This is a genomic window from Bradyrhizobium sp. LA6.1, from assembly GCF_040547805.1.
Lineage (GTDB): Bacteria > Pseudomonadota > Alphaproteobacteria > Rhizobiales > Xanthobacteraceae > Bradyrhizobium > Bradyrhizobium barranii.
Map to the genome: position 1 here is coordinate 249,098 of NZ_JBEPQK010000004.1, position 19,624 is coordinate 268,721.

Genomic DNA, 19,624 nt, shown 5'->3' on the forward strand with positions numbered 1-19,624 from the left:
ACTCTACTCCCTGGGGTTATGGGTCCCCGCCCCCGTGCGCAATTGAGCACTAGGCGGGGACGACGGCGAGTGTGTGGCAACGCTTTCAGCCCAACCAAAACTTCGGCGTGGGCTTCCCTCACCCACGCCGATGCGTATCGTCACGTAATCGCAATCGGGCAGCCGTTGCTGCCCGTTGCGCCCTTGATTGGGGCCGGGGTGAAGGAATAGACAAACTGGTATTTCTTGTCGGCGATCAGATCGTCGAAGATCAGGTTCTCGTGGTTGTGGATGCCGTGCTTGGTCTGCAGCTCGGCGTGGACCACGAAAGCGAGCGACTTGTCGGGATTGGGCACCACCTCGACCGCCCAGGTGTCGGCGCCGGTCAGCGCAAGATCCTTTTCGACCACCCACTTCGCAGCATCGAGGCCGATGCCCGGCTCGCCGCTGTTGAAGCGATCGTTGTTCTTCATCCACAGCGAGCCCCAGCCGGTGTGGAACATGATCGCGTCGCCAGGCTTGATGTCGCTCTCGGGGATGTTCTGCTTCGCCAGCGCCGCTTTGATGTCAGCCGAGGTGATCTCCTGCCCCGCATCCATCATGCCGCCCTTGAGCGCGACCATGTCGAGCAGATGCGCGCGGGTGAAGATCGGCTTAAGCTTCTCGACGCCAAGCTTCTTGAGCCCGTATGCGTCGCTAATTTCTGCGGCTGTGAAGCCATTGTAGAATCGCATCTCGCTCTTGTCGCCGTCCTTGCCCATCTGGATGCCGATATGGCCGAGGCCGTCGAACTGCGTACCGGTCTGGCCGATCTCGGTGGCCAGGAATTCGTCGTGATAGACCATCTTATTGTCACCGAACGGGCCGCCGGTCGGGCTGCCGGGAATGCGCAGTGCGAATATACGCGCACCAAACAACGGCATGGCGGCTTCGTAGACGCGGCCGATCTTGTAGATCTTGCCGTCCTTGATCCATTTCGCCGCGTCGAGGACCTTCGCCGGGGTCATGTGGTTGGATGCGCCGGACTCGTCATCCTTACCCCATTTCGATGGCCACCAGGGCTTGTCGGTACCCTTGGGCATGGAGGTTGCAGTCTGCGCCTGGGCCTCACTGATCGGTGCAAGCGCGAACTTGCCGTGCATCGAGCCGGCGAGCGCGGCTCCAGCAACGCCGGCGATGCCTGCGGTGCGGAGCAGGGTCCGGCGATCCGTCGTGGAGCCGCCGCCGTCTTGATCTACGTTATTGATCTCGTTAGACATTCCACCCTCCCAGGCTGTGGTCAGAACAATGTCTGACTCTAAAATTGTTTCCGCTAGCCTCCTCCTCCGCTACGCTGCTGTCCAGCGACAAAAATAAGACGGCCGACGCGAGAGCTTCCCATGGGCCTGTTCGAAAGCGATAAATCCGCGCAGCGACTTCCGGTATCGCTGATCACCGGCTTTCTCGGCAGCGGCAAGACCACGCTGCTCAATCGCTTGCTGCGCCACGACGGCATGAAAGACAGCGCCGTCATCATCAACGAGTACGGCGAAGTCAGCCTCGACCATCTCCTGGTCGAACGCGTCGACGGCGAAGTCGCCGTGCTTGCGAGCGGATGCATCTGCTGCACCATCCGCAGCGACCTGGAGCAGACGCTGCGAGACCTTCTGGTGAAGCGGGACCGCGGCGAGATTCCGCCGTTCCGCCGTATCCTGGTCGAGACCGCCGGGCTCGCCGACCCCGCGCCGATCGTGCAGCTCCTGCTCAACAATCCGCTCGTCTCGCACTTCCTGCGGCTCGACACGGTCGTGACCACGGTCGATGCGGTCAACGCGCCGCATCAGCTCGACCGGCAGTATGAGGCGGTGAAACAGGTAGCGTTGGCCGACCGGCTGTTGATCACCAAGAGTGACCTGGTCGAGGACATCGCGGCGCTTGAGCTGCGTCTGCGGCGGCTCAATCCCGGCGCCAGAATCGAAAGCGTCAGTCACGGCGAGATCGATCCCGCGCAGCTATTCGGCGCCGGCCTGATCGATCCCGAGCTGAAAAGGATAGACGTTGAGCGCTGGCTCAACGAGCGAGCCTTCGCGGAACCAGATGCGCACGCCGGCCATGCGCATCACGATCATCACGCGCACCATGATCATGGCCATCATGATCACGATGCGTCGATCGCGAGCTTCATGCTGGCGTTCGACGAGCCGCTCGACTGGATGGCCGTGACGCACTGGCTTGCGCATTTACGCAACGCGCGCGGCCAGGATCTGCTGCGGGTGAAGGGGATCCTCAATCTCCGTGACGAACCGGCGCCGATCGTGATCCATGGCGTGCATCACGTCTTCCATCCGCCGGTCGCGCTCAGCGGCTGGCCCGACAGCGATCGCCGCTCGCGCATCGTCTTCATCACGCGCGGGATCTTGCGGGCGGACGTGCTTGAGCTCTGGCAGGCGGTTCTCGCGGCGGCCTGAGGCGCGTCGAAATGAGCGACGCTGCTCTTACCCTCCCCTGGAGGGGGAGGGTGGCCAATACCGTGAGACTTCAGCTCAACCAGAATTTCGGCGTCGCTGGCTCCAGCCGGCCGCCGACGCGCACCGGCGCAATCTTTAGCGCAAGGCCCGTGGCATCATCCGTCTCGACCACAACGCCGCTCAGCGTCGCGACGCCGGCCGCCGGCTCGAACCGGCCGGATGGAATCCCTGACGTGAAGCGCCGCAGCGGTTCTTCCTTCTGCATGCCGATGATGGAATCGTAATCGCCGGTCATGCCGGCGTCGGTCATGTAGGCCGTGCCGCCCGACAGGATCTGGTGGTCGGCGGTCGGCACATGAGTGTGGGTGCCGACGACGAGGCTGGCGCGGCCGTCGCAGAAGAAGCCGATGCCCTGCTTCTCGCTGGTCGCCTCGCAATGGAAGTCGACGACGATGGCGTCGGCGGCAACGCCGAGCGGACAGGCACCAAGCTCGCGCTCGAGCGCGGCAAAGGGATCGTCGAACGGGGTCATGAAAACGCGGCCGAGCGCATTGACGACGAGCGCATGCTTGCCGTTCTTGGTTTCCACCAGCGCGGCGCCGCGGCCGGGCGTGCCGCGCGGGTAGTTCGTCGGCCGCACCAGGCGTTCGGCGCGCTCGATGAACACCAGGGCTTCACGCTGGTCCCAGGAGTGATTGCCGAGCGTCACCGCGTCGGCCCCGGCATCGAGAAACTCCTGATAGATCGCTTCCGTGATGCCGAAGCCGCCGGCGGAATTCTCACCGTTGACGACGACGAAATCGAGCGACCAGTCCTTGACCATGCCGGGCAGATATTCGGCGATGGCGTTGCGGCCGCTACGGCCGACGACATCACCCACGAAGAGAATGCGCAACTTCAGAACTCCGGAAATCGAACACGTCCGATTCCGTTAGCACATAATCCAGCGCGACGTCGTGCGATAGTGCCGGAACCGCCTTGATCTCCTGGGCTGCAAAAGCAAGCCCGATGCCGACGATCTGCTTGGTCTTGCGCAGATGCGCGAAGGTGTGGTCGTAGTGCCCCGCGCCATAGCCGATGCGATGGCCGAGACGGTCGAAGGCCGCGAGCGGCGTCAGCATGATGTCGGGGATGACTTCGGCCGCGGCCGGCGACGGCTCGGGAATGCCGAGCGGGCCGAGCATCAGGCGGTCGTTCGGATGGAAAATGCGGAAGATCAGCGACTGGCCGCGGGCGGTGACGCAGGGCAGCGCGAGCTTTGCGCCCGCCTCGGCGAGTGCCTTCATCAGCGGCAGCGGATCGATCTCGCTGCGGATCGGGGAATAGCCGGAGACGATGCTGCCGGGCAAAAGCGGGAACGGCAGCCCGCGCTTGGCGAGCTTTGCGGCGGCGGCGGCGCGCTTCTTCTCGCTCAGCGCGTCGCGCGCCGCGAGGGCTTTGGCACGGAGTTCGGCTTTCGAATTGGACATGCGCTTTGGTCCCCCACGTCATCACCCACCTTGTGCGCCCTTGCGCACCGGGACGGGTGATCCAGCATTCCAGAGGCGGTGGTGATTCACACAGAGGCCGCGGCGTACTGAATGCCCCGGGCGAGCCGGAGCACGACATCTACCGAACTGGCCGCAGTTGTTTCGACAAGCACAAACCAAGCAAACAAAAGTGCGAAGCCGCGAACGCCGTTGAAGCACTCGATCCCGGAGTTCCCTACGAAAGTAGGTGGGCACCATATGTCCGAGCCCACGGGCCCGGCCAGGGACAGTTCCCTAAAGGATCGATAAGGCCCCGGGGATATATGGCTCCTGACGCACGTCGCAGCCTCGCCCGCGCAATGTAACAACGATACTGACGAACCGCCAGCCCAACGGGCGGTCCGCCCAAAATCAGCCGATCGCGATCCCGTTGCCCACCGTCCGGTTCAGGACCTGGGTCGACTTCTCGATGCGCTCGGCGGCGGCGTTGAGCGCATTCACCACGGCGGTCTGGGTCATCCGGGCGCGCTCGACGGCGGCATTGCGGAAATCCCTGAGCTCAGTCAGCTCCTGCTCCATGGTGCGGACGCGGTTGCCGACGTCGACCAGTTCGTCGCAGACGGTCAGCGCCGCCATCACGGTGAGCCTGGCATCACCGATCTCGCCGAATTTTCCGCGCAGCGACTGAATCCGCGTCTCCAGGCTTTCGGCGAGCTTGAGCAGCCGCACCTCCTGCCCCTCCTCGCAGGCCATGCGATACTGCCGGCCGTTGATGGTGACGTTGATGTGGCTCATCCGTCCTCTCCGGTATCGAGCACCGAGCGTATCGTGACGATCGCGGAATCCAGCCGATCGGAGATTTCGCGATTGGTGCGCTCGAGCTTGCGCGCCTTCACCAGCGCGCCGTCGAGTTCATCGGCAAGCCGCGAGCGATCCGTCCCCAGTGCCTGGATCCGCGCCGCGAGCTCGTTCTCGTCGCGATCGGCATCGCGCCGCCGCTCCACCGCGCTTTCGAGCGCGTCGAGCGCCGCCATGAGTCTGCGGGTCGCGATCTCGATCTCGACGGCCGAGGACTCCGTCATGGCAGAGCTGTTTGAAACGCGATCGTTCATGCAGTCAGCGGCGGAACCTGTGGCCTTGCCCGTGGGGCTTGCCGTCCGGCAAAAGACTCGGTTCGGCAAACGGTTAGAAGCAGAAATTTACGTGGCAAGCTAGCGGAGCGCAACGCCGCCGCGAAACTATGCACTGCTAAGCAACTTTTACGGCCAAACCGACGTTTGATTGCCTTGGACTCCCGGAACCGAGGTGCTATCCCAGCCCAACCTTCCGTGGCCGCCAGGCTTCCCCCACGCGGCCCGCACCACTGCCAAGCGCCTCATTTCAGACGGATTTCAGACATGACGCAAGTCGACCACAACCGCATGGCCAACGCGATCCGTGGCCTCTCGATGGACGCTGTCGAGAAGGCGAAATCGGGCCATCCCGGCCTGCCGATGGGCGCCGCCGACGTCGCCACGGTGCTGTTCACGCAATTCCTGAAATTCGACGCCACTGCCACCGACTGGCCCGACCGCGACCGCTTCGTGCTCTCGGCCGGCCACGGTTCGATGCTGCTCTATTCGCTGCTGTATCTGACCGGCAATGCCGACATGACGCTGGATCAGCTCAAGCAGTTCCGCCAGCTCGGCGGCTTGACCCCGGGGCATCCCGAGAACTTCCACACCAAGGGCATCGAGACCACCACCGGTCCGCTCGGCCAGGGCATCTCGACCGCGGTCGGCATGGCGCTCGCCGAGAAGATGCTGGCCGCCGAGTTCGGCAAGAAGATCGTCGACCACCACACCTATGTGCTCGCCTCCGACGGCGACCTGATGGAAGGCGTGTCGCAGGAAGCGATCGCGATGGCCGGGCACTGGAAGCTCGGCAAGCTGATCGTGCTCTACGACGACAACGGCATCTCGATCGACGGCCCGACCTCGATCTCCGATTCCGTCGACCAGGTGAAGCGCTTCAAGTCCGCGGGCTGGGCCGCCGAAAAGATCGACGGCCATGACCAGGCCGCCATCGCCGCTGCGATCACCCGCGCGCAAAAATCCAACAAGCCGACGCTGATCGCCTGCCGCACCACCATCGGCTTTGGCGCGCCGCACAAGGCCGGCACCGCGAAGGCGCATGGCGAGGCGCTCGGCGCCGACGAGCTCAAGGCCGCCAAGGAAAATCTCGGCATCTCGCTCGAGCCGTTCTCGGTGCCGGATGACGTGCTGAAGGCCTGGCGCGCAGCCGGCAGCCGCGGCGCGGCGGCACGGCAGGAATGGGAAGGACGGCTCGGTGAGCTCGGCAGCCGCAAGCGCGCCGAGTTCGAGCGCCGTCTGCGTCATGAGCGTCCGGCCTCGCTCGCGAAGGCCGTGCGCGCGTACAAGAAGGAGCTGCTGGAAAAGCCGATGACTGCGGCGACCCGCAAATCCTCGGAAGCGGTGATCGAAGTCATCGCCGGCGCGATGCCGATGGAATTCCTCGCAGGCTCCGCCGACCTCACCGGCTCCAACAACAACAAGGCGAAGTCGGCCACCGCCTTCTCGGCCAAGACGCCGAAGGGCCGCTTCATTCACTACGGCATCCGCGAGCACGGCATGGCGGCTGCAATGAACGGCATCTTCCTGCATGGCGGCTTCGCGCCGAACGGTGCGACCTTCCTGGTCTTCACGGATTACGCGCGGCCCGCGATGCGCCTTGCCGCGTTGATGGGCGCCGGCGTCGTCTACGTGATGACGCACGATTCCATCGGCCTCGGCGAAGACGGCCCGACCCACCAGCCGGTCGAGCATCTCGCCGCACTTCGCGCCATCCCGAACATGCGCGTGTTCCGCCCCGCCGACTCCATCGAGGTCGCCGAGTGCTGGGAGCTTGCGCTCAATCGTATCGACGGCCCGACCGTGCTGGCGCTGACGCGGCAGAACCTGCCGCAGCTCCGCACCAATGCGCCGAACGACATTCCCTGCGCGGCCGGCGCCTACGAGCTGGTCGCCGCCCAGGGCGAAGCCAAGGCAACGCTGTTCGCTTCCGGCTCCGAGGTCGAGATCGCGGTCGCCGCCCAGAAGCAGCTCGCCGAGCGCGGCATCGCGTCACGGGTGGTCTCGGTGCCCTCGCTTGAGCTTTTGTTAGCGCAACCAGAAGCCAAGCGTGCCGAGATCATCGGCAACGCGCCGGTGAAGGTCGCGATCGAGGCCGCAGTGCGCTGGGGCTGGGATGCCGTGATCGGCCAGGATGGCGATTTTATCGGCATGCATTCGTTCGGCGCGAGCGCGCCAGCGAAGGATCTTTACAAGCATTTCGGCATTACCGCCGAGGCTGCGGTTAACGCTGTGCTGAAGCGCGTTAGCTGAGAGTTGAGCTTGCCAAAAAAAAGGACTACGTAGTCTCTCATATGATCAAGCATCGCCCGGCCGAACCGGGCGTCCGCCCTAAAAAACCCTCGCAGGCGCGCTAAGCGCGTTGTGCGGGATAATTGGGGTTATCGAACACGTCATTGAACGGTCATAAGGAGATGAAACATGGCAGTCCGCGTCGGAATTAACGGTTTTGGCCGCATCGGCCGCAACATCCTGCGGGCTATTGCCGAGTCCGGCCGCAAGGACATCGAGGTCGTCGGCATCAACGACCTCGGCCCGGTCGAGACCAACGCGCATCTCCTTCGCTTCGACAGCGTCCATGGCCGCTTCCCCGGCACCGTGACCGTCGATGGCGACTCCATCAACCTCGGCGGCGGCAAGATCAAGGTGACCGCCGAGCGCGATCCCTCGAAGCTGCCCTGGAAGGATCTCGGCGTCGACATCGCGATGGAATGCACCGGCATCTTCACCGCGAAGGACAAGGCGTCCGCGCATCTCACCGCCGGCGCCAAGCGCGTTCTCGTTTCCGCGCCCGCCGACGGCGCCGACGCCACCATCGTCTACGGCGTCAACCACGACACGCTGACCAAGGATCACCTGGTCGTCTCCAACGGCTCCTGCACCACCAACTGCCTCGCGCCAGTCGCCAAGGTGCTGAACGACCTGGTCGGCATCGAGACCGGCTTCATGACCACGATCCACGCCTACACCGGCGACCAGCCGACGCTGGACACGCTACACAAGGATCTCTACCGCGGCCGTGCGGCGGCGATGTCGATGATCCCGACCTCGACCGGCGCGGCGAAGGCAATCGGCCTCGTGCTCCCGGAACTCAAGGGCAAGCTCGACGGCGTCTCGATCCGCGTGCCGTCCCCGAACGTCTCGGTCATCGACCTCAAGATCGTCGCCAAGCGCGCCACCGACGCCAAGGAAATCAACGCGGCGATGAAGCGGGCCTCCGAGCAGCAGCTCAAGGGCATTCTCGGCTACACCAACGCGCCGAACGTCTCGATCGACTTCAACCACGATCCGCACTCCTCGACCTTCCACGAGGACCAGACCAAGGTGCAGAACGGCACGCTGGTGCGTGTGATGTCCTGGTACGACAACGAGTGGGGCTTCTCGAACCGCATGGCGGACACCGCCGTCGCGTTCGCGAAGGTGATCTAACTCCGCTCTCGTGTCCCGGACGCGATGTAGCGTGAAACGCTGCGTCGCAGATCCGGGACCCATGTCCCTCCAGCGTAGGTCCCGGTTCTGCATAGCGGCACTCCGCGCCGCTATGCGCCCGGGACAAGAGAGTGTCCGATGACCAACAAATTCCGCACCCTCGACGAAGTCGATGTGAAGGGCAAGCGCGTGCTGCTGCGCGTCGATCTCAACGTGCCCATGGACAACGGGCGTGTCAGCGACGCGACCCGGCTCGAGCGCGTCGCGCCGACCATCACCGAAATTTCGGACAAGGGCGGCAAGGTCATCCTGCTCGCGCATTTCGGCCGGCCGAAGGGACGCGACCCCAAGGAGTCGCTCAAGCCGGTTGCCGAAGCGCTGTCGAAGGTCGTGAACAGGCCCGTCGCCTTCGCCGACGACTGTGTCGGCGAGCCCGCGGCCACGGCCGTGGCGGCGCTGAAAGATGGCGACATCCTGTGCCTGGAAAATACCCGCTTCCACAAGGAAGAGGAAAAGAACGATCCCGCCTTCGTCGCGGAGTTGGCGAAACTCGGCGACATCTGGGTCAATGACGCCTTCTCGGCCGCGCACCGCGCCCATGCCACGACCGAAGGCCTCGGCCACAAGCTGCCGGCCTATGCCGGCCGCACCATGCAGGCCGAGCTCGTCGCGCTGGAGAAGGCGCTGGGCTCGCCGACCAAGCCCGTCATCGCGATCATCGGCGGCGCCAAGGTCTCGACCAAGATCGATCTGCTCGAAAACCTCGTCACCAAGGTCGACGCGCTCGTGATCGGCGGCGGCATGGCCAACACCTTCCTGCACGCCCAGGGCGTCGGGATCGGCAAGTCGCTGGCCGAGAAGGATCTCGCCGCGACGGCGATCCGCATCATGGAGAAGGCGGAAGCCGCCAATTGCGCGATCATCCTGCCGGTCGACGCCACCGTCGCCTATCATTTCGCGGCGAACGCGCCCTCGCATGCCTACGGGCTCGATGCGATCCCGGCCGACGGCATGATCCTCGACGTCGGCCCGCAATCGATCGCGCGTGTCCACGCCGCCATCGACGACGCCGCCACGCTGGTCTGGAACGGACCGCTCGGCGCCTTCGAGATGCAGCCGTTCGACCGCGGAACCGTGGCGGCCGCCAAGCATGCCGCCGAGCGCACCAAGGCGAAAAAGCTGATCTCGATCGCGGGCGGCGGCGACACGGTCGCGGCTCTCAACCAGGCCCATGTGGCCGGTCAATTCACCTATGTCTCGACCGCCGGTGGCGCATTTCTTGAATGGATGGAAGGCAAGCCCCTTCCCGGCGTCGAAGTTCTGCGCACCAAGTAATCAGTCGGCCTTTTAAGTCGGCCTTGCAGGCCCAAACCGGAGAAAAAGACAGATGGCTCGGATCACGTTACGTCAATTGCTCGACCATGCAGCGGAGAACGATTACGGCGTACCGGCCTTCAACATCAACAACATGGAGCAGGCGCTGGCGATCATGGACGCGGCCAACACGGTCGACGCGCCCGTCATCATCCAGGCCTCGCGCGGCGCGCGCTCCTACGCCAACGACATCATGCTCAAGCACATGATGGACGCGGTCACCGAGATCTATCCGCACATCCCGGTCTGCGTGCATCTCGACCACGGCAACGAGGCTGCGACCTGCATGACCGCGATCCAGGCCGGCTTCACCTCCGTCATGATGGACGGCTCGCTCAAGGCCGACGGCAAGAGCCCGGCCGACTGGACCTACAATGTCGGCGTCACCAAGACCGTGACCGACATGGCCCATCTCGGCGGCATCTCGGTCGAGGGTGAGCTCGGCGTGCTCGGCTCGCTCGAAACAGGCATGGGCGACAAGGAAGACGGCCACGGCGCCGAAGGCAAGCTGAGCCACGACCAGCTCCTGACCAATCCGGACGAGGCCGTGAAGTTCGTCCAGGAGACCAAGGTGGACGCGCTCGCGATCGCGATGGGCACCTCGCATGGCGCCTACAAATTCACCCGCAAGCCCGACGGCGACATCCTCGCCATGAAGGTGATCGAGGAGATCCACCGCAAGCTGCCGAACACGCATCTGGTGATGCACGGCTCCTCGTCGGTGCCGCAGGACCTCCAGGACATCATCAACGAGTTCGGCGGCAAGATGAAGCCGACCTGGGGCGTGCCGGTCGCCGAGATCCAGCGCGGCATCAAGAACGGCGTGCGCAAGATCAACATCGACACCGACAACCGCATGGCCATGACCGGCCAGATCCGCAAGGTGTTCAAGGAGCACCCGGAAGAGTTCGATCCGCGCAAGTACCTGAAGCCCGCCATGGAAGCCATGACCAAGCTGTGCAAGCAGCGGCTCCAGGAGTTCAACACCGCAGGCCAGGCCTCCAAGTTCAAGAAGGTCCTGACCCCCGCCGAGATGGCCAAGCGCTACGCCAAGGGCGAGCTCGACCCGAAGGTGGCGTAAGGCCTTCAGCCACATCCTCCCGTCATTCCGGGACACGCGAAGCGTGGGCTATGATGCGCAATTGCGCATCTGAGAATCCATAACCACAGCCTGGGGTTATGGATTCCGGGCCTGCGCCTTTCGGCGCATCCCGGAATGACAGAGGGCCCCCCTTTACCCTGCGACGAACGTTAACTCGGCAATTGCCCGAGAACGGTCTATTTTCACAGGCAAGGGCAGAATCGTTTTGGGAGGACCTCTCGATGAATCTGACTGAGCTCAACAGGATCGCGACCGCCATGGTCGCGCCCGGCAAGGGCATCCTTGCCGCCGACGAATCCTCCGGCACCATCAAGAAGCGCTTTGACGCGATCGGGGTGGAATCGACGGAAGGCAACCGCCGCGACTATCGCGAGATGCTGTTCCGCTCCAGGGAGGCCATGAGCCAGTGCATCTCCGGCGTGATCCTCTATGACGAGACGATCTGGCAGGATGCGAAGGACGGCACGCCCCTGGTCAAGCTGATCGAACAGAGCGGCGCCATCCCCGGCATCAAGGTCGACGAGGGCACGCAAGCCCTGCCGATGTGCCCGGGCGAGCTCGTCACCGTCGGGCTCGACAAGCTCGCCGAGCGCCTGAAGAAATATTACGAGCGCGGCGCCCGCTTCGCCAAATGGCGCGCGGTGATCGATATCGGCAGCGGCATTCCCTCGATGACCGCGATCGGCGTCAACGCCCATGCGCTGGCCCGCTACGCAGCGCTGTGCCAGGCCGCGCAGATCGTGCCGATCGTCGAGCCGGAAGTGCTGATGGACGGCGATCACGACATCGACCGCTGCTATGAAGTGACGACCCGCGTGCTCAACAAGACCTTCCAGGAATTGCGCGTGCAGCGCGTCGCGCTCGAAGGCATGGTGCTGAAGCCGAACATGGCGATCTCTGGCAAGAAATGCGCGAAGCAGGCTCCCGTCGAGGAAGTCGCGGAGAAGACGATTCGGCTGCTGAAGGCCTGCGTGCCCGCGGCCGTGCCCGGCATCGCCTTCCTCTCCGGCGGCCAGTCGGACGAAGAGGCGACTGCGCATCTCAATGCCATGCACAAGCTCGGCCCGCTGCCCTGGGGCCTGACCTTCTCCTACGGCCGCGCGCTGCAGGCCGCGCCGCAGAAGGCCTGGTCCGGCAAGGCCGAGAATGTCGCAGCCGGCCAAAGTGCATTCAGCCATCGCGCCCGGATGAATGGTCTGGCGTCCAAGGGCGAATGGCAAAGCAGCCTGGAAAAGAAAGCAGCCTAGATCTTGTCGAACAAATCGCCTCCGCCGCGCCCGGCGCCGCGTCTCTATCTCGCGACGCCTGCCATCGATGATCCCGCTGCGTTCGTCGCCGAGCTGCCGGGCCTGCTCGCTGCCGCCGACGTCGCGGCCGTGCTGCTGCGGCTGAAGGAGACCGACCAGCGCACCATGATCACGCGCATCAAGGCGCTGGCCCCGCCGGTCCAGAAGGCGGGCGCCGCGCTGCTCGTTGAAGGTCATGCCGAACTGGTCGCACGTGGCGGCGCCGACGGCGCGCACCTGCCCGGCATCGCCGCGCTGAAAGAGGCGCTGCCATCGCTCAAGCCCGATCGCATCGCCGGCGTCGGCGGGCTGACGACGCGGCACCATTCCATGGATGCGGGCGAGATAGGCGCGGACTACGTGCTGTTCGGCGAACCTGATGCAAAGGGCCAACGCCCGTCGTCCCAGGCGATCGCCGAGCGGCTGGACTGGTGGGCCGAGCTGTTCGAGCCGCCCTGCGTCGGCTTTGCCACCTCGCTCGAAGAGGCGCACGACTTCGCCGCCAGCGGCGCCGATTTCGTGCTGGTCGGCGATTTCGTCTGGTCCGATCCGCGCGGTCCCAAGGCCGCGCTGATCGAGGTCGACGTTGAGATCAAGAAGGCCCATGCGGCTGCGCTTGCGGGTCAGGAGCACGGCTAGCGCCCGACATGAAGCTCCCGCGCATCACCATCCTGGCCGCGCTGCTGCTGACGGCGCCCGCGGCCGCGCAGCTCCAGATCACGCCGCCGGTGGCCACGCCGAGCGCTGTGCCTGAGAAACAGAAGCCCAAGCCGCCTCCGGCCGCCAAGAAGAAGGAGGCCGCGCCGGCGCCAAAACCTTCGGCCTCGCCCAAGCCGGCCGCCTCGCCCAAGCCGGCGCTGCCCGCAACCGTGATCCCCGCACCGGCAACCGACAATCCCAATGTCGATCTGGTGTTCGGCGCCTATCAGCGCGGCCAGTACAAGACGGCGTTCGATCTCGCCACCGCCCGCGCACAAGCGGGCGATCCCAAGGCGATGACCATGCTCGGCGAGCTCTATTCCAACGCCATGGGCATCCGCCGCGACTACGCCAAGGCGCTGGAATGGTACAAGCGCGCCTCCGATGCCGGCGACCGCGAGGCGATGTTCGCGCTCGCCATGCTGCGAATTTCCGGCCGCGGCGGCTCGGTCGACAAAGGCGAGGCGGTGAAGCTGATGGCTTCCGCCGCCAAGCTCGGCGAGCCCAAGGCGGCCTATAACCTCGCGCTGCTCTACCTCGACGGCCAGACCCTGCCGCAGGACGTCAAGCGGTCCGCCGAGCTGCTGCGTCAGGCCGCCGACGCCGGCCTGCCCGAGGCGCAATACGCGCTGGCGACCTTCTACAAGGAAGGCACCGGCGTGCCGAAGGACCCGGAACGCGCGGTGCGGCTGCTCCAGGCGGCTTCCCTGGCGGACAATGTCGATGCCGAGGTCGAATATGCCATCGCCATGTTCAACGGCACCGGCACGGTGAAGAACCAGCCGGCCGCCGTCGCGTTGCTCCGCAAGGCCTCCCGCCAGGGCAGCGCGATCGCGCAGAACCGCCTAGCCTGGGTGCTGATCAACGGCATGGGCACGTCCGTGGACAAGGTCGAGGGCTTTAAATGGCACCTGGTGGCGAAAACCTCCGGCAAGGGCGATCCGGAGCTCGACAAGCAATTGTCCGACCTGCCGGCCGAGGACCGGGGCAAGGCCGAGGCCGCCGCCAGAAAATGGCTCGGGACCAAATGACTTGACGCAAAGGCCCTCGCAGGGCACCCCATCCTTCAAACAGGCGCGGTTTCGCGCCATTTCCCCCGATCAAGACCAGAGCACATGCTGTATTCCGCCACTATCAACGTCATGGTCAAGGCCGCGCGCCGCGCCGGCCGCAGCCTCAAGCGCGACCTCGGCGAGATCGAGCATCTCCAGGTCTCGCTGAAGGGGCCGGCCAATTTCGTCTCGCTCGCCGACAAGCGCGCCGAGGAGATCCTCTACCAGGACCTCGCCAAGGCCCGCCCCGGCTACGGCTTCATCGGCGAGGAAGGCGGCACCCGCGAAGGCAGCGACAAGAGCCACACCTGGATCGTCGACCCGCTGGACGGCACCACCAACTTCCTGCACGGCATCCCGCAATTCGCGATCTCGATCGGCCTCGTGCGCGAGGGCACGATCATTGCGGGCGTGATCTACAACCCCGCCAATGACGAGCTCTACATCGCCGAGCGCGGCAAGGGCGCCTTCCTCAACGACCAGCGCCTGCGCGTGGCCGGCCGCCGCCAGCTCAACGAATGCGTGGTGGCCTGCGGCCTGCCCCATATCGGCCGCGGCGACCACGAGGAATTCCGCCGCGAGATGACCGCGATCCAGGACCGCGTCGCGGGCCTGCGCCGTTTCGGCGCCGCCTCGCTCGACCTGGCCTTCGTCGCCGCCGGCCGCCTCGACGGCTACTGGGAGCGCAATCTGCAATCCTGGGACATCGCCGCCGGCATGATCATGGTGCGCGAGGCCGGTGGCACGGTGAGCGACATCGCAACGCCGGGTGACGCGCTGGTGACCGGGCATGTCGTGTGCGGCAATGAGTTCGTGCACGGAGAGCTGGTGAAGATCTTGCGGAAGTAGGCTTAGGGCGCCCCCTACGCTTCACACTCCGCCGTCATCACCCGCCTTGTGCGCACTTGCGCACTGGAGCGGGTGATCCAGTATTCCAGAGACGTTTGTTGGATACGGAAGGGCCGCGGCGTACTGGATGCCCCGCCTGCGCGGGGCATGACAGCTCGCCTTATGGCTTGACCGGCGCGGGCGGCCCATACGTCTCGCCGTCCTGCGCGGCCTTCGGCTCCCGGTCCCCTGCGAGCACGCGCTGCACCGAGACGAAGAACACCGGCACCATCAGCAGCGCCAGGATCACCACCGCGATCATGCCGCCCATCACGATGCTGCCGAGCGCTTGCTGGCTGGCGCCGCCGGCGCCGTGCGCAATCGCCATCGGCAGCACGCCGCAGATGAAGGCAAGGCCGGTCATCAGGATCGGGCGGAAGCGCAGGCGGCAGGCCTCGATGGTGGCGTCCACCAGCGGCTTGCCTTCTTTCCGCAGATCCTTGGCGAACTCGATGATCAGGATCGCGTCCTTTGCCGCGAGGCCGATGATGGTGATCAGGCCGACGGTGAAATAGACGTCGTTGGGCAGGCCGCGCAGCATCGCCGCGGCCACCGCGCCGACGATGCCGAGCGGCACCGTGAGCAGCACCGCGAGCGGAATGGTCCAGCTCTCGTAGAGCGCGGCAAGACACAGGAACACCACGAACACCGACAGCGCCAGCAGGAACGGCGCCTGCGAGCCCGACAGTTTTTCCTGGAGCGACTGTCCGGTCCATTCATAGCCGAAGCCGCGCGGCAATTTGCCGGCAAGCCGCTCCATCTCGGCGATCGCGTCGCCCGAGGTGAAGCCGGGTTTCGCCTCGCCGGAGATGCGCACAGCGGGATAATAATTGAAGCCCGCGATCTGCGTCGGGCCGCGCGCCCATTCGACCGTGGCGAAGGAGGAGAACGGCACGAGCTGGCCGCGGCTGTTCTTGACGTTGTAGTTGAGGATGTCCTCGGTCCGCATGCGGTCGCGGGCATCCGCCTGCACCACGACGCGCTGCATGCGGCCGCGGTTCGGGAAGTCGTTGATGTAGTTCGAGCCGAGATTGGTCGAGATCGTGTTGTTGATGTCCTCGAAGGTGACGCCGAAGGCCCCGGCCTTCTCGCGGTCGATCACGAGATTGACCACGCCGGCCTCAGGCAGGCCCTCGATATAGACCTTCTGCAGCACCGGGCTGGCATTGGCCTCCGCGATCAGCTGGTCGGCGGCGCGCATCAATGCCGGATAGCCTTTCTGGCCGCGGTCCTGGAGGCGGAACGAGAAGCCCGAGGAGTTGCCGAGATTGTCGATCGGCGGCGGCTGGAGCGCGGAGATCTTTGCATCGCGGATCGACGACGACAGATCGCGGTTGATGTCGTTGACGATCGCGGCGGCAGAGTCCTTCGGCCCGCGCTCCGACCAGTCCTTCAGCGTGATGAAGGCCTGCGCGGTGTTCATGCCCTGACCGGAGAAGCTGAAGCCGGTGAGGAAGGTGACATCCTTCACACCCGGCCGCTCGGCGAGATATTTCTCGACCTTCTCGATGACGGCCTCGGTGCGGGGATACGACGAATCCGACGGCGTCTGCACGTCGGTGGTGACGAAGCCCTGGTCATCGATCGGCAGGAAGCCGCCGGGCAGGCTGACGAAGGCCCAGGAGAGACCAACCAGCAGCGCGACATAGACCAGCATCAGGCGGCCGGTCCGCTTCAGCGAGAAGCCGACGGTGCGGGAATAGCCCTCCTTGCCGCCTTCGAGCATGCGGTTGAACCAGCCGAACACGCCCCGCTTCGCATGGCCGTGGCCGGCCGCAACGGGCTTCAGAATCGTCGCGCACAGCGCCGGCGTCAGCGACAGCGCGAGGAAGGCGGAGAAGCCGATCGCGGCGACCATGGTCACCGAGAACTGGCGGTAGATGATGCCGACCGAGCCGGGGAAGAACGCCATCGGCACGAACACCGCCATCAGCACCAGCGTGATGCCGATGATGGCGCCCGATATCTGCGCCATCGCCTTCCGCGTCGCTTCCTTCGGCGGCAGGCCTTCCTCGGACATGATGCGCTCGACGTTCTCGACCACGACGATGGCGTCGTCGACGAGGATGCCGACCGCGAGCACCATGCCGAACATCGAGAGCATGTTGATGGAATAGCCGGCGAGCAGCAGCGTGGTGCAGGCGCCCAAGAGCGCCACGGGCACCACGATGGTCGGGATGATGGTGTAGCGGATGTTCTGCAGGAACAGGAACATCACCACGAACACCAGCACCACGGCTTCGACCAGCGTCGTCAGCACCTTCTTGATCGAGGCCTCGACCACGGGCGTGATGTTGTAGGGGATCTCGTAGGAGATGTTGGCCGGGAAGAAGCGCGACAGCTCCTTCATCTTCTCCTCGACCGCGCTCGCGGTCGCCAGCGCGTTGCCGGTCGGCGACATCAGCACGGAGAGGCCCGCGGTCGGCTTGCCGTTCAGGCGCGTGTTGAACTGGTAGCTGAGGCCGCCGACCTCGATGCGTGCGACGTCGCGCAACCGCACGGTCGAACCGTCGGCATTGGCGCGCAGGATGATGGAACCGAATTCGTCCGGCGACGAGAGCTGGCCCTTGACCAGCACCAGCGAGGAGGTGCGCTGGCTCGAGGTCGACGGCTCGGCGCCGATGCTGCCCGAAGCGACCTGTGCGTTCTGCGCGGCGATCGCCTTGTTGACGTCGTCGGCGGTCAGCCCGTAGCCGACCAGCTTTGCCGGATCGACCCAGACGCGCAAGCTGCGCTCGGTCGAATAGAGCGTGGCGCGGCCGACGCCGGGGATGCGGCGGATCTCGCCGAGCACGTTGCGGATCATGAAGTCGCCGAGGCCGACTTCGTCGAGGCTGCCGTCGGTCGAGTTCAGCGTGATGATCTGGAGCACGGCGCTCGAGGCTTCCTCGATCAGGATGCCCTGCTGGATCACCGCGCGCGGCAGCCGCGCCTCGACGCGCTTGATGCGGTTCTGCACCTCGACGGAGGCGGCGCTGGTATCGGTGCCCGGCTGGAAATTGGCGATGATCTCGACCTGGCCGAGCGAGTCGCTGGTCGATTCGAAATTGAGGATGCCGGAGGCGCCGTTGAGCTCCTCCTCGATCAGCCGGGTGACGCTGTTGTAGAGGTTTTCGGGCGAGGCGCCGGGATAGCTGGTCGAGATCGAGATCGAGGGCGGCGCGATGATCGGATATTGCGCGATCGGCAGCAGCGGGACCGCGATCGCGCCGATCAAGCAGATGAACAGCGCGACCACCCAGGCGAAGATCGGCCTGTCGATGAAGAAACTCGCCATGGCGCGTTACCGCGTCAGCTTCTGGGCGTGCCGATTGTCCGCGGTGGCGTCCGCTTCCGACCAGGATTGCGGCTTCACCTTGTCGCCGGCCGCGAACTTCTGGAAGCCTTCGACCACGACCTTGTCGCCGGCCTTCAGGCCCTCGGTCACGAACCAGAGTCCGTCCTGCACCGACCCCGTGCGCACCGGCTGCACGGCGATGTGGTTGTCGTCCTTGACGACGAACACCTCGCTGCCGCCGCCGCCATTGCGCTGGATCGCCTGCTGCGGCACCGCGATCGCATCGCTATCGAGACCCTGGTCGATCCGGACGCGGACATACATGCCCGGCAGCAGCTCGCGCTTGGGATTGCGGAACTCGCCGCGCAAGGTCACCTGGCCGGTATGGGCATCGACCTTGGCATCCGAGAACAGCAGCTTGCCGTCGAGCGAATAAAGGGTGTTGTCGTCGAGCACGAGGCGCACCTTGGCGGCATCGGCCGCGATGCGCTCGAGGTCGCCGCTCTCGAAGGCGCGGCGGAGCTGGTTGAGCTCGGTCACCGACTGGGTGAAGTCGGCATAGATCGGATCGAGCTGCTGGATGCTGGCGAGGTTGGTCTCGTTCTGCACCGCGAGCGCACCCTCGCTGACCAGCGCCGCACCGACGACGCCGTCGATCGGCGCGCGCACGGTGGCATAGTCGAGATTGAGTTTTGCGCGCGCGAGTTCGGCCTTGCGGCCTTCGACCTCGGCATGGGCCTGGCGCTCGGCCGCGATCGCCTTCTCGTTCTCGGCTTCCGGGGCAGCGCGGTCCTTGGTGAGGGTGGCGATGCGGTGCGCCTGCTGTCTCGCCTGCATCAACCCAGCCTCGGCCTTGGCGACGGCGGCCTCGGTGGCCATCACCTCGACCTCGAACGGACGCGGATCGATGCGGTAGAGCGCATCGCCAGCCTTCACTTCGCTGCCCTGACGGAACAGGCGCTCGACGACGATGCCGGAGATACGCGGCCGCACGTCGGAGACGCGCGTCGGCGCGATGCGGCCCGGCAGCTCGCGTACCACGGCGCGCGGCTGCGGCTTGACGATGACGATGCTGACGTCAGGGTCGGCGGGCTGGGCAGCGGACACCGCAGAGACGGATTCGTCGCAGCCCGCCAGCAGCGGCGTAAAGGCCGCGAGCATGATTGCAACGCATGCCGATCGCGCGCGAAGTCCTGACATGAAGTTAAGTGCCCCGATGTTGTTGAAACTGAAATCACGCTCCGCGCGAGCCCGTTCTGGACGATTCCATGCGGCTGATGCCGTCAAGATAGAAGGTACTTGCTGCGACGCAACGCATTGCGCGGGCGGCTCAATGCCACATGACCTATCGTGTTGAGTTCAGGGCGCTTTTCGGGGCTCACTGGATTGTGAGTCGGGTTCCATCACCGCTAGCTGCGACAGAAGATCGCAACGGAACGTTACGAGGGTGTGTACAAGCGTTACTGCGCGTGATCCGAAGCCGACCTCACCC

General features: G+C 65.2%; 17 protein-coding genes and 1 other RNA gene. 10 read left to right on the forward strand and 8 right to left on the reverse strand.

Annotation, left to right across the window (positions count from 1 at the left end; all coding sequences use genetic code 11):
* Nucleotides 1-140: 140 nt before the first annotated feature.
* The gene (locus tag ABIB99_RS11775) at nt 141-1,238 is read right to left on the reverse strand and encodes a cyclase family protein (RefSeq protein ID WP_354175888.1); all 1,098 of its coding nucleotides are present in this window, start codon (nt 1,236-1,238) and stop codon (nt 141-143) included.
* 120 nt (nt 1,239-1,358) lie between these two features.
* Here ABIB99_RS11775 and ABIB99_RS11780 point away from each other — a divergent pair, with 120 nt between their 5' ends.
* Nucleotides 1,359-2,426, forward strand: coding sequence for a CobW family GTP-binding protein (locus tag ABIB99_RS11780; RefSeq protein WP_354175890.1), 1,068 nt, complete (start codon nt 1,359-1,361; stop codon nt 2,424-2,426).
* A gap of 70 nt (nt 2,427-2,496) precedes the next feature.
* On the opposite strand, the gene ABIB99_RS11785 is transcribed toward ABIB99_RS11780, so the two are convergent.
* The 5 genes from ABIB99_RS11785 to ABIB99_RS11805 all read right to left on the reverse strand — a co-directional run bounded on the left by ABIB99_RS11785 (nt 2,497) and on the right by ABIB99_RS11805 (nt 5,007).
* Nucleotides 2,497-3,321 (reverse strand): TIGR00282 family metallophosphoesterase, encoded by an 825-nt coding sequence (locus tag ABIB99_RS11785; protein ID WP_354175891.1) that lies wholly within the window; start codon nt 3,319-3,321, stop codon nt 2,497-2,499.
* A complete protein-coding gene (locus tag ABIB99_RS11790; RefSeq protein WP_259259106.1) occupies nt 3,299-3,895 on the reverse strand; it encodes a 5-formyltetrahydrofolate cyclo-ligase in 597 nt (198 codons plus the stop codon). Before ABIB99_RS11790 ends, ABIB99_RS11785 begins: the two co-directional genes overlap by 23 nt.
* Nucleotides 3,896-4,086: 191 nt before the next feature.
* A non-coding RNA gene (ssrS, locus tag ABIB99_RS11795) (6S RNA) lies at nt 4,087-4,247 on the reverse strand.
* 59 nt (nt 4,248-4,306) lie between these two features.
* Nucleotides 4,307-4,690: a cell division protein ZapA gene (locus ABIB99_RS11800; RefSeq protein WP_028150902.1), complete on the reverse strand. Its 384-nt coding sequence runs from the start codon at nt 4,688-4,690 to the stop codon at nt 4,307-4,309.
* On the reverse strand, nt 4,687-5,007 hold the full coding sequence (locus tag ABIB99_RS11805; RefSeq protein ID WP_166345095.1) for a DUF4164 domain-containing protein: 321 nt from the start codon (nt 5,005-5,007) through the stop codon (nt 4,687-4,689). Before ABIB99_RS11805 ends, ABIB99_RS11800 begins: the two co-directional genes overlap by 4 nt.
* Between ABIB99_RS11805 and ABIB99_RS11810 the strand changes: the two genes are divergently transcribed.
* The 9 genes from ABIB99_RS11810 (at nt 4,976) to ABIB99_RS11850 (ending at nt 14,816) form a co-directional block, all read left to right on the forward strand.
* On the forward strand, nt 4,976-5,110 hold the full coding sequence (locus tag ABIB99_RS11810) for a hypothetical protein (RefSeq protein ID WP_256376459.1): 135 nt from the start codon (nt 4,976-4,978) through the stop codon (nt 5,108-5,110). The two genes, ABIB99_RS11805 and ABIB99_RS11810, sit on opposite strands and share 32 nt — an antisense overlap.
* Before the next feature lie 182 nt (nt 5,111-5,292).
* A complete protein-coding gene (tkt, locus tag ABIB99_RS11815) occupies nt 5,293-7,278 on the forward strand; it encodes a transketolase (protein ID WP_063981027.1) in 1,986 nt (661 codons plus the stop codon).
* 168 nt (nt 7,279-7,446) lie between these two features.
* A complete protein-coding gene (gene gap, locus ABIB99_RS11820) occupies nt 7,447-8,454 on the forward strand; it encodes a type I glyceraldehyde-3-phosphate dehydrogenase (RefSeq protein WP_028150904.1) in 1,008 nt (335 codons plus the stop codon).
* Nucleotides 8,455-8,592: 138 nt separating this feature from the next.
* Nucleotides 8,593-9,789, forward strand: a complete 1,197-nt coding sequence (locus tag ABIB99_RS11825) for a phosphoglycerate kinase (RefSeq protein WP_354175895.1) — start codon at nt 8,593-8,595, stop codon at nt 9,787-9,789.
* Nucleotides 9,790-9,841: 52 nt separating this feature from the next.
* Nucleotides 9,842-10,909 (forward strand): class II fructose-bisphosphate aldolase, encoded by a 1,068-nt coding sequence (gene fba, locus ABIB99_RS11830; RefSeq protein WP_071916654.1) that lies wholly within the window; start codon nt 9,842-9,844, stop codon nt 10,907-10,909.
* Nucleotides 10,910-11,151: 242 nt separating this feature from the next.
* Nucleotides 11,152-12,177, forward strand: a complete 1,026-nt coding sequence (locus tag ABIB99_RS11835) for a class I fructose-bisphosphate aldolase (RefSeq protein ID WP_028150907.1) — start codon at nt 11,152-11,154, stop codon at nt 12,175-12,177.
* Between the two features lie 3 nt (nt 12,178-12,180).
* Nucleotides 12,181-12,855 carry a thiamine phosphate synthase gene (locus ABIB99_RS11840; RefSeq protein WP_354175897.1) on the forward strand — a complete coding sequence of 225 codons (675 nt, stop codon included), beginning with the start codon at nt 12,181-12,183 and terminating at the stop codon, nt 12,853-12,855.
* An 8-nt stretch (nt 12,856-12,863) separates the two neighbouring features.
* Nucleotides 12,864-13,946 (forward strand): tetratricopeptide repeat protein, encoded by a 1,083-nt coding sequence (locus ABIB99_RS11845; protein WP_354175898.1) that lies wholly within the window; start codon nt 12,864-12,866, stop codon nt 13,944-13,946.
* Nucleotides 13,947-14,030: 84 nt separating this feature from the next.
* Nucleotides 14,031-14,816, forward strand: coding sequence for an inositol monophosphatase family protein (locus ABIB99_RS11850; protein WP_028150910.1), 786 nt, complete (start codon nt 14,031-14,033; stop codon nt 14,814-14,816).
* 160 nt (nt 14,817-14,976) lie between these two features.
* Here the strand turns inward: ABIB99_RS11850 and ABIB99_RS11855 are convergent, their stop codons facing one another.
* Nucleotides 14,977-18,132, reverse strand: a complete 3,156-nt coding sequence (locus ABIB99_RS11855; protein ID WP_354175899.1) for a multidrug efflux RND transporter permease subunit — start codon at nt 18,130-18,132, stop codon at nt 14,977-14,979.
* A 6-nt stretch (nt 18,133-18,138) separates the two neighbouring features.
* A complete protein-coding gene (locus tag ABIB99_RS11860) occupies nt 18,139-19,332 on the reverse strand; it encodes an efflux RND transporter periplasmic adaptor subunit (RefSeq protein WP_231143938.1) in 1,194 nt (397 codons plus the stop codon).
* Between the last annotated feature and the right edge of the window lie 292 nt (nt 19,333-19,624).

Coding starts and splice junctions, on each gene's coding strand:
- ABIB99_RS11775 (WP_354175888.1), bottom strand. CDS start 1,238: ATGTCTAACGAGATCAATAACGTAGATCAAGACGGCGGCGGCTCCACG.
- ABIB99_RS11780 (WP_354175890.1), top strand. CDS start 1,359: ATGGGCCTGTTCGAAAGCGATAAATCCGCGCAGCGACTTCCGGTATCG.
- ABIB99_RS11790 (WP_259259106.1), bottom strand. CDS start 3,895: ATGTCCAATTCGAAAGCCGAACTCCGTGCCAAAGCCCTCGCGGCGCGC.
- ABIB99_RS11800 (WP_028150902.1), bottom strand. CDS start 4,690: ATGAGCCACATCAACGTCACCATCAACGGCCGGCAGTATCGCATGGCC.
- ABIB99_RS11810 (WP_256376459.1), top strand. CDS start 4,976: ATGGCAGAGCTGTTTGAAACGCGATCGTTCATGCAGTCAGCGGCGGAA.
- ABIB99_RS11805 (WP_166345095.1), bottom strand. CDS start 5,007: ATGAACGATCGCGTTTCAAACAGCTCTGCCATGACGGAGTCCTCGGCC.
- tkt (WP_063981027.1), top strand. CDS start 5,293: ATGACGCAAGTCGACCACAACCGCATGGCCAACGCGATCCGTGGCCTC.
- gap (WP_028150904.1), top strand. CDS start 7,447: ATGGCAGTCCGCGTCGGAATTAACGGTTTTGGCCGCATCGGCCGCAAC.
- ABIB99_RS11825 (WP_354175895.1), top strand. CDS start 8,593: ATGACCAACAAATTCCGCACCCTCGACGAAGTCGATGTGAAGGGCAAG.
- fba (WP_071916654.1), top strand. CDS start 9,842: ATGGCTCGGATCACGTTACGTCAATTGCTCGACCATGCAGCGGAGAAC.
- ABIB99_RS11835 (WP_028150907.1), top strand. CDS start 11,152: ATGAATCTGACTGAGCTCAACAGGATCGCGACCGCCATGGTCGCGCCC.
- ABIB99_RS11845 (WP_354175898.1), top strand. CDS start 12,864: ATGAAGCTCCCGCGCATCACCATCCTGGCCGCGCTGCTGCTGACGGCG.
- ABIB99_RS11850 (WP_028150910.1), top strand. CDS start 14,031: ATGCTGTATTCCGCCACTATCAACGTCATGGTCAAGGCCGCGCGCCGC.
- ABIB99_RS11855 (WP_354175899.1), bottom strand. CDS start 18,132: ATGGCGAGTTTCTTCATCGACAGGCCGATCTTCGCCTGGGTGGTCGCG.
- ABIB99_RS11860 (WP_231143938.1), bottom strand. CDS start 19,332: ATGTCAGGACTTCGCGCGCGATCGGCATGCGTTGCAATCATGCTCGCG.